The sequence below is a fragment of the Nguyenibacter vanlangensis genome (assembly GCF_013376155.1).
Lineage (GTDB): Bacteria > Pseudomonadota > Alphaproteobacteria > Acetobacterales > Acetobacteraceae > Gluconacetobacter > Gluconacetobacter vanlangensis.
Genome location: NZ_JABXXP010000864.1, coordinates 1 through 1,069, shown reverse-complemented (window position 1 = coordinate 1,069; position 1,069 = coordinate 1). Strand labels below are relative to the sequence as shown.

At 70.3% G+C, this 1,069-nt stretch carries 1 pseudogene; it reads left to right on the top strand.

What is annotated here, in order from left to right:
* Positions 1 to 938 (top strand): annotated as a pseudogene (locus HUK84_RS19730) (carboxypeptidase M32); the annotation flags it as partial.
* Positions 939 to 1,069: the final 131 nt, after the last annotated feature.

The window sequence follows — 1,069 nt, the reverse complement described above, 5'->3', positions numbered from 1 at the left end:
CGCACCAGGCCGCCCTGCCCGCCTCCGCACTGCCGGCCGGCCCCTTTCCCATGCACCGTCAGGAGGCGGTCGGACGGCAGGTCATGCAGGCGCTGGGTTTCGACATGGCGCGGGGGCGGCTGGATGTCAGCATCCATCCGTTCTGCGGCGGCGCCGAGGACGATGTGCGCATCACCACCCGCTATGACGAGAACGACATGCTGAACGCCCTGATGGGCGTGGTGCATGAAACGGGCCACGCGCTGTACGAGCAGGGCCTGCCGCCCGCCTGGCATACGCAGCCGGTCGGCCAGGCGCGCGGCATGAGCCTGCATGAAAGCCAGTCGCTGCTGATGGAGATGCAGGTCGCGCGGTCGCGCCCCTTCATCGACTGGCTGGCGCCGCTGCTGCGCGATGCGTTCGGCGGCGACGATTCGGACCCGGCCTGGTCGGCCGAGTCGCTGTACCATGCCGTGACCCGGGTGCGGCCAGGCTTCATCCGCGTGGACGCGGACGAAGTGACCTATCCCGCCCATGTGCTGGTCCGCTACCAGTTGGAAACCGCGCTGATCGACGGCAGCCTGGCGCTGCGCGACCTGCCGGAAGCGTTCAATGCCGGCATTTTCGACCTGCTGGGCCTGACGGTGCCGAACGACCGGCTGGGCTGCCTGCAGGACATCCACTGGCCGTCTGGCGCGTGGGGATATTTCCCGACCTATACGATGGGGGCGATCCTGGCCGCGCAACTGCGCCAGGCGGCGTTCGATGCCGATCCGGCGATCGGGGCCGGCATCGCCCGGGGCGATTTCGCCCCGCTGCTGGACTGGCTGCGCACCCATGTCCACAGCCAGGCCAGCCGGCTGTCCACGCCCGAGATCATCCGCGCGGCCACCGGGGCGGCGCCGTCGACCGCTTCCTATCGCGCGCATCTGCGCCGGCGCTATTGCGGCGCGGCCTGAAACGGGAAGCGTGCAAACAGGAAGGGCCGCCATACGAATCCGGGCGGTTGCCATCGGCGGCCGATCGTGGCGACATGCCGCCGATGGCACGTTTCCTTCCGATCCCGCGCCCGGCCGGCCCGCGCCTGGCC